The sequence below is a fragment of the Pedococcus sp. genome (genome assembly GCF_036554925.1).
Classification (GTDB): Bacteria; Actinomycetota; Actinomycetes; order Actinomycetales; family Dermatophilaceae; genus Pedococcus_A.
This window is the reverse complement of sequence record NZ_DATBMI010000129.1, coordinates 1-7,620: the sequence shown is the minus strand read 5'-3', so window position 1 is coordinate 7,620 and position 7,620 is coordinate 1. Positions and strand designations below refer to the sequence as shown.

Sequence of the window (7,620 nt, the reverse complement as noted above, 5' to 3'; positions counted from 1 at the left end):
GTCCGCGTTCTTCCGTGAGATCCCCTGGGAGCTCGAGAAGGCGGCCAAGATGGACGGCGCCACGCCGTTCCAGGCGTTCCGCCAGGTGATCACGCCGCTGGCGATGCCCGGGGTGTTCACCACCGCGATCCTCGTCTTCATCGCCTGCTGGAACGACTTCCTGTTCGCGATCTCGCTGACCTCCACGTCCGCGTCGCGAACGGTTCCCGCAGCCATGTCGTACTTCACCGGTGCCACGACCTTCGAGAAGCCCGTCGGGCCGATCGCCGCCGCGGCCGTGGTCATCACCGTCCCCATCGTCATCTTCGTGCTGCTCTTCCAGCGGCGCATCGTCGCCGGCCTGACCTCCGGCGCTGTCAAGGGCTAAGCGCCCGAACCCGTTCAAGCCTGAGACTGAAGGAGCAGAGATGGCCGAGATCGTCCTGGAAAACGTGGTGAAGCGCTACCCCGACGGCGCGCTTGCCGTGGACAACTTCAACCTCACCATCGCCGATGGGGAGTTCATCATCCTGGTGGGCCCGTCCGGCTGCGGGAAGTCCACGACCCTGAACATGGTCGCCGGACTCGAGGACATCACCGAGGGCCGTCTGCTGATCGACGGGCAGGTCGTCAACGACAAGGCGCCCAAGGACCGCGACATCGCCATGGTGTTCCAGTCCTACGCGCTCTACCCGCACATGACGGTCGGCGAGAACATGGGCTTCCCCCTCAAGCTCGCCGGCGTGGACAAGGCGACGATCGACAAGAAGGTCAAGGAGGCCGCCGAGATGCTGGAGCTGACCCAGCACCTCGACCGGCGGCCGGCCAACCTCTCCGGCGGCCAGCGCCAGCGCGTGGCGATGGGGCGCGCGATCGTGCGGTCTCCCAAGGCCTTCCTCATGGACGAGCCGCTGTCGAACCTCGACGCCAAGCTGCGCGTGCAGATGCGCACCCAGGTCTCGCGGATCCAGAAGGCCCTGGGGACCACGACCATCTACGTCACGCACGACCAGACCGAGGCCATGACGCTCGGCGACCGGGTCGTGGTCATGCGGGGTGGACTCATCCAGCAGGTCGGCTCCCCGCAGGAGCTCTACGACCACCCCGTGAACCTCTTCGTGGCCGGCTTCATCGGGAGCCCGTCGATGAACTTCCTTCCCGGCAAGATCAAGGGCGACTCCGTCGTGAGCCCGCTCGGCGAGGCGAAGCTGCCGGAGCGTGCGCTCAAGGCCATCCAGTCCGCCGGCGGTGGCGGTGACGTCATCCTCGGGATCCGCCCCGAGCACTTCGAGGACGCGTCCATCGTCAAGGACAAGCCGGGCGGCACCTTCACCACCACCATCGACCTCGTCGAGTCCATGGGTTCGGACGTGTTCGCGTACTTCACCCTGCGGGCTGAGGAGGCGCACTCGAAGGACCTCGAGGACCTCGCGGCGGACACCGGTTACGACCTGCACGGTGACGGCATCGCGGTGACGTCCCGGCTCGACGCCGCCTCCCGGGTCCGGGAGGGGCAGGAGGTCACGCTCTGGTACGACACCAGCAAGATGCAGGTCTTCGACGCCAAGTCGGGGATGAACCTGGTCGCCAAGCCCTCGGACGACGACAGCCCGGCCGAGCCGCCCTCCCCGGCGATGTCGAGCGGCCAGCGCGACGAGGGCGAGGCCTGAGGGCGCGATCCAGCGCTCTGCTTGCTGAGGGCCCGCGGCGATGCCGCGGGCCCTCAGTGCTCAGCGCTTGCCCGACCGTGATCCCCTGCGAAGCCGCTCCATGACCTCGGCGTTCCACACGTGTTCGCGGGCGAGGTAGTAGCGGTCGCAGGCGACGCGCAGGTAGGCGTCGGCGGCGGTCTCGTCGGGCCGTCGCAGGCCGGCGTCCTCGATCATCCCGGAGACCGGCACGAACTCCTCGTCGTACCAGCGCTGCACTGCCGCTTCGCGGCCGAGGTGCTCGTCACCGGCCCAGGCCCGGCGCGCCGCCCACGCCTCCACCATCTCCGCCAGCCGCGGGTAGTCCTCACCGCGGCTCAGCCGGATGCTCTTGCGGGCCACGGCGGAGAGCGGGATGCGCTCGATCATGAGCCGGCGGAACTCCTTGCGGCTCAGGTCCTGCCGGGACGTGATCTTGTCAGGGGTGAGCAGCGTGCGGACCCGCGTGACGTCGGCCTCGATGGTCGGGAAGCCGAGCTCCCGGAAGACCGACACCCGGTGGTGGCCGTCGCGGATGAAGTACATGTCGCCGACCTGGTACACGTCGATCGGCGGGAAGGACTGGCCCCGGCGCACCGCCTCGGCGAGCCGCTCCCAGCGCTCCCGGCTGCGCCCTGAGGTCGGGCGGAACCGCGGGTCGAAGTCTCGGACCTTGTCGACCGACCCGACGATGTCCTTGATGTTGATCACCTGGAGCCCCAGGGACTGTTCCTCGCGCCTGCCGAGAGCGCCCACGACCTCGTCGAAGGAGAGCGACCCGCGGCGTGTGGAGTCCTGCCCCTTCAGCCGGGAGGCCATCTGGGCGAGGACCTGGCGCCGTCGCGCCTTGAGGAAGTCGGCCTCGGCGTCGGCCCGCGGGAAGCCGGTGTCACGCACCGCGTGCCCCTGCCTCAGCGGACTGCCTGCTTGCAGGTGCCAGGTCGATGACCCGGTAGGGGATGACGTTGCGGACGGTGCTGGAGCCCACCATGCGGTCCTCCATCGTGCGGCCGTGCGGGTGGATGTGCCCGTGCAGGTGAAGCCGGGGCTGCAGCTCCTCCAGGACGCCGTGCAGGGCCTCGATGCCCTCGTGCGGCCGGTCCGGGTCGTCCCCGAGCCCGCGCGGCGGCGCATGCGTGACGAGCACGTCGACCGGGCCGGGGGAGCGTCGCTGCAGCCGGCGGACCCGGCGAAGCAGCCGCCGCCCGCGCCGGGCGTGCTCGCGCTGGGTGTACTGGTGCGGGCCGGGTCGGTAGCGCACGCAGCCCCCGAGACCGGCGATGCGCAGGCCGGCCACGTCGACGACGTGGCCGTCGGCGTTGATGCCGCCCAGGGGTCGCGGGTCAGCGGTCGGCAGACCGGCTCGGAAGAACAGCCCCGAGCGGTGCGGGTCCTCGGGGGTGCACTCCGGGTCGTGGTTGCCGGGGACGAACACCAGTGGCACGTCGAGGCACGACTGCAGGAACTCGAGGTAGTCCCACGGCAGGTCCCCCGCCGCGATGACGAGGTCGGGGGCGATGCGGCGGGCCATCGGGTCCCACAGGGACTCGACGACCTCGTCGGCGATGGCCAGGATTCGGACCATCCCGGCAGGCTACCGCCGGTGGCGCGGTGGGGCCTAACCCCCGTGGCCGCCGTCCCAGCCGGTGAAGGCCCCGCCGGGCATGCCTGACGACGACCTCGCGCCGTCGGCGCCGAGTCGATGACTCCTGTGACAGAGGTCGGGCGCCGCCACACCGGGGCTGTACCTCCCGCGTCCGGTGGGGGGAGACTCGCGGTGGGTACGGTCGGGCCCGGGTCATCGCAGACGGACGGAGGCGGGCGGCATGGCGTTCGCGATGACCGGGCAGGGCCCGGAGAGCTCTGCGGGTCGCGTGCCGGCCGCGACCGTCGCCGCTCAGCGCGTCGCCGCGGTCCGCGACCGCCCTCGGGGCCGGAGGGAGCTGCTGGAGTCGTCGTACGCCCCGGCTCCGGGTGGGGACCCCCTGCACCTGCCGTATCCGCGCGCGGCGCTGGCGTTCATGGGCTGGCAGCTGCGACGTGGCCTGCTCAACCCGCTCGACGACGAGCGCCCGGGCAGCCCGTGGTGGAGGGCGGTGAACGAACGCCTGCTGCGCGACACCTGCGAGGCGCGGCTGTGCCTCCTCGGGCACCCTGGTCCGGCGTCGTCGCCCAGCGTCGAGGCGTCCGTCCGTTTCGCGCGCCACCCGTCGCCCCGCACCTGGTACCTGGCCCACAACGTCACGATCGTCAGGGCCTACCTCGACCACCGCGACCTCGCCGAGCGCGAGAACCGGGTCGAGCGCTTCTTCATCAACCTCGTCCTGGTCCGGGTGCTGTACGCCCACGCGCTCGTCTCCGCGCCCCGGCTCGCGCTGGGCTGGCTCGCGCCGGTCGCTCGGTGGCTCGGCGACCCGCGCCTGGACCTGACCGGCATGTTCCTCTCGGTGTCGCGGGTGCTGCCGAACCGGTACCCCGTGGCGGGGGAGCTCGACGACTACATCGCCGACGAGCACGCCCTGGGTCGGCTCCTCGACGTGGGCGTGATCGCGCCACGCCTGACCGAGCTGTACCGCTGGTCGGCCGACGAGCTGCGGATCCCGGAGGTCAGCGACCTCGTGAGCCACGGCACCCCGCTCTATGCGTGGGATCCACGTGACCGGAGACCGTGGTCGCCCCCACCGACGAGGATCGTGCGTGCCGTCCGTCGGGCGCTGCCGCCGCCGCGTCCCACTCCGTCCCCGTCGTCCGCCGGGTAGGTCAGACGGGGAACGCGCGGTCGAGCACCCGGGCCGACACCGCGGCGACCAGGGGCGGCTCGAGCGTGCCGAAGGTGTGGCCGTGGCCGCCCTCGATCCGGCTGGCGATGAACGCGTCCGCCACCTCGGCGGGGGCGTGCTGGGCGAGGAGTGACGCCTGGAGGGTCACGGCGAGCCGCTCCACGACGCGACGCGCGCCCGCCGCGGCGCCGGGCTCCGCGGCATACCGGCCCACGTCGGCGACCCCGGCGATGGCGTGGTCGAGGGCGGCGCTGTGCCCGGCCCCCCGCTTCACCTCGCGGGCGAACGCCTCCACCGACCCCGGCTCGCGCGCGACGGCGCGCAGCACGTCGAGGGCGTTGACGTTGCCCGAGCCCTCCCAGATCGAGTTGAGCGGGGCCTCGCGGTAGAGCCGGGCGAGGCCGTTCTCCTCCACGTAGCCGTTGCCGCCCAGGCACTCCAGCGCCTCCGCGACCATCGGGGCGGTGCGCTTGCACACCCAGTACTTGCTGACCGCGACGGCCAGGCGGGAGAAGTCGGAGTCGCCCTCGTCGACCGCGTGGGCGAGGCGCAGGGCCAGGGTGGTCGCTGCCTCGGACTCCAGTGCGAGGTCGACGAGAACGTTGCGCATCAGCGGCTGGTCGACGAGGAGGGCGCCGAACGCGGAGCGGTGCCGCGTGTGGTGGACGGCGCGGGCGAGGGCCTGGCGCATGGTGGCCGCCGAGCCCAGGACGCAGTCGAGGCGGGTGGAGGCGACCATGTCGATGATGGTCCGGACGCCGCGGCCCTCGTCGCCGACGCGCACACCCCACGTGCCGTCGAACTCGACCTCGGAGGAGGCGTTGGAGCGGTTCCCGAGCTTGTCCTTGAGACGCTGCAGGGCCAGGGGGTTGCGGCTGCCGTCGTCGAGGACACGGGGCACCAGGAGGCAGGTGGGTCCGGCGGCGGTCTGGGCGAGCACGAGGAAGGCGTCGCTCATCGGAGCGGACATGAACCACTTGTGGCCGGTGAGCCGGTAGGTGTCGCCGCCGCCCACCGGCCCGCCCTCGGCCGCGCTGGCCACGGTCGTGTTCGCGCGGACGTCGGAGCCGCCCTGCTTCTCGGTCATCCCCATGCCTGCGACGGCGCCGCGCTTGCCCGCGAGCGGCCGGAGCCCCGGGTCGTACTCGCGGGACGCGAGCTTCGGGACCCAGGCGGCGGCGAGGGTGGGGTTGTGGCGCAGAGCCGGGACGGCGGCATACGTCATGGAGACGGGGCACAGGTGACCGGCCTCGACCTGGGACCACACGATGAACCCGGCCGCTCGGCGCACGTGCGCGCCGGTGCCCTGAGGCTCGGCCCACGCAGCGGCGGTGAGGCCGTGCGCGACGGCGGTGTCCATGAGCTGGTGCCACGAGGGGTGGAACTCGACCTCGTCGAGGCGCTCGCCCGTGGGGGAGTGGGTGCGCAGGACGGGGGTGTGCACGTTGGCCAGCTCCCCGGCGCGCTGGGCCTCGGGCCGCCCGGCGAGCTCGCCGAGGGCGGCGATGTCCTCGTATGCCGCGGGGCTGGACCAGCGGCGCAGCCCCTCCTCGAGGGCGGGGTCGGTCGCGAGGAGGCTGTGTCCACTGAGGGCGGGGACCTGGTTCGTGACGTCGTGGGTGCTCACCCCGGCAGCGTAGGTGCGCCCGGGGAGGTCCGCGGGGCGCGGACGGTTTGACACGGGTCACATCCGAGCCGGTCGAGACCCGGCGCGTTACCGTGGCGGGGTGAGTGTGAAGGCGCGGGTGCGGCGCGAGCTGGCCCGGGTTCCGGGGGCGCTGGCCCTCGCGCGCCTGACGGTCGAGACGATCCGCGTGTGCCTGCGGTACCGCGTGACGGGGCTGGCCTCGGAGGCCGGCTTCTTCATGCTGCTGTCGCTGCCGCCGCTGCTGCTGGGGCTGTTCGGCGGCGTGGGCTACCTCGGGCAGTGGCTCGGTCAGGAGACCGTGAACCAGATCCTCGACGGCGTCCAGACATGGGCCGAGGAGTTCCTCACCGAGGACCTGATCGCGGACACGCTGCTCCCGACCGTCCAGGATGTCCTGGAGACGGGCCGGTTCGACCTGATCTCGGTGGGCTTCCTGCTGTCGATCTGGTCGGGCTCGCGCGCCCTCAACGTCTTCGTCGACACGATCTCGATCATGTACGGGCAGTCCGGGGTCCGGGGGATCGTGCGCACCCGGGCGCTCTCGCTGACGCTGTACTTCCTCGCGCTGCTGGTGGGCGTGATCGTGATCCCGCTCGTCGTCATCGGCCCGACGTGGCTGCGTGACCTCCTGCCGCAGGAGCTCGAGTTCCTGGCGTGGTTGTACTGGCCGACGGTGACGATCGTGACGGTGGCCAGCATCGCGACGCTGTTCCACATCTCCACCCCCATGCGGACCCCGTGGCTGCGGGACGTTCCCGGCGCGGCGCTGACGCTGGCGCTGTGGTCCCTGGCGTCGTTCGTGCTGCGGGGGACCATCCAGGCCTCGCTGGACAGCACGTCGATCTACGGGCCGCTCAGCGCGCCCATCGTCCTGCTCATCTGGCTGTACTTCCTCGCCATCGCCATCCTCATCGGTGCTGCACTCAACGCCGCCGTCCGGCTCCTGTGGCCGGTCGAGGAGCGTCCCAGTGCGCGGGCGAAGGCCGTGTCGTGGCTGAAGCAGCGGCTGGCGGCGCGCCGTGGCACGGGCGAGCTGGAGGGGGCTCCTGGTGCCGCCGCTGCGTCGGCAGCGGAAGGGCCCGGTGCCACTGGGAGCGGGGGAGCGGATGGCGCGCCTGCGGGGGTCGCGGGGGTGGCTGCCGCGGCGTCGCGACCGCTGACACCTGCGCCCGAGCACCCGCCACGGGCGCGACGCGGGCGGAAGGGCCATGAGGCCCACGGGCAGGGCTCGCAGGCCCCGAGCCCGGCACTCCTCTCCGGCGATGGTGCGACCACCGCGCCCGGGCAGCAAGAGGCTCGGGCCGGTGCTCGGGCCGGTGCCCAGGACGGTGCTCAGGACGGTGCTCAGGACGGCGCTCAGGACGGTGCTCAGGACGGCGCTCGGGACGGTGCCGAAGGTGCGCCGGGTGGGGTCGGTGAGAGGCCTCGACGGCGCCTGAGACGGCGGCGGCGTGCTCAGTTTGTGGATGGCGACGAAGATCGGTTAATGTCTGTCCGCACGCACAGCGCGGAATGACAACGCTGT

General features: G+C 72.1%; 7 protein-coding genes. 4 read left to right on the top strand and 3 right to left on the bottom strand.

The features are described from left to right. Positions 1-367 (top strand): carbohydrate ABC transporter permease (locus VIB11_RS10955; protein WP_332031167.1); only part of this gene is annotated, 367 nt, incomplete at its 5' end. A gap of 40 nt (positions 368-407) precedes the next feature. Then, positions 408-1,649, top strand: coding sequence for a sn-glycerol-3-phosphate ABC transporter ATP-binding protein UgpC (locus VIB11_RS10950; RefSeq protein WP_332031165.1), 1,242 nt, complete (start codon positions 408-410; stop codon positions 1,647-1,649). 60 nt (positions 1,650-1,709) lie between these two features. Here the strand turns inward: VIB11_RS10950 and VIB11_RS10945 are convergent, their stop codons facing one another. After that, positions 1,710-2,564, bottom strand: coding sequence for a chromosome partitioning protein ParB (locus tag VIB11_RS10945; RefSeq protein WP_332031163.1), 855 nt, complete (start codon positions 2,562-2,564; stop codon positions 1,710-1,712). Then, positions 2,557-3,252, bottom strand: a complete 696-nt coding sequence (locus VIB11_RS10940; protein ID WP_332031161.1) for a metallophosphoesterase family protein — start codon at positions 3,250-3,252, stop codon at positions 2,557-2,559. The genes VIB11_RS10945 and VIB11_RS10940 overlap by 8 nt, the downstream gene beginning before the upstream one ends. A gap of 241 nt (positions 3,253-3,493) precedes the next feature. Here VIB11_RS10940 and VIB11_RS10935 point away from each other — a divergent pair, with 241 nt between their 5' ends. Next, complete coding sequence (locus VIB11_RS10935) at positions 3,494-4,426, top strand: hypothetical protein (RefSeq protein WP_332031159.1); 933 nt, start codon at positions 3,494-3,496, stop codon at positions 4,424-4,426. A 1-nt stretch (position 4,427) separates the two neighbouring features. On the opposite strand, the gene VIB11_RS10930 is transcribed toward VIB11_RS10935, so the two are convergent. After that, entirely contained in the window at positions 4,428-6,074 is a 1,647-nt protein-coding gene (locus tag VIB11_RS10930; RefSeq protein WP_332031157.1) for an acyl-CoA dehydrogenase family protein, read from the bottom strand. 100 nt (positions 6,075-6,174) lie between these two features. Here VIB11_RS10930 and VIB11_RS10925 point away from each other — a divergent pair, with 100 nt between their 5' ends. Next, entirely contained in the window at positions 6,175-7,611 is a 1,437-nt protein-coding gene (locus VIB11_RS10925; RefSeq protein WP_332031155.1) for a YihY/virulence factor BrkB family protein, read from the top strand. Positions 7,612-7,620: the final 9 nt, after the last annotated feature.

Excerpts from the sequence above, each read along its gene's own strand:
- VIB11_RS10950 (WP_332031165.1), top strand. The coding sequence starts at position 408 with ATGGCCGAGATCGTCCTGGAAAACGTGGTGAAGCGCTACCCCGACGGC.
- VIB11_RS10940 (WP_332031161.1), bottom strand. The coding sequence starts at position 3,252 with ATGGTCCGAATCCTGGCCATCGCCGACGAGGTCGTCGAGTCCCTGTGG.
- VIB11_RS10935 (WP_332031159.1), top strand. The coding sequence starts at position 3,494 with ATGGCGTTCGCGATGACCGGGCAGGGCCCGGAGAGCTCTGCGGGTCGC.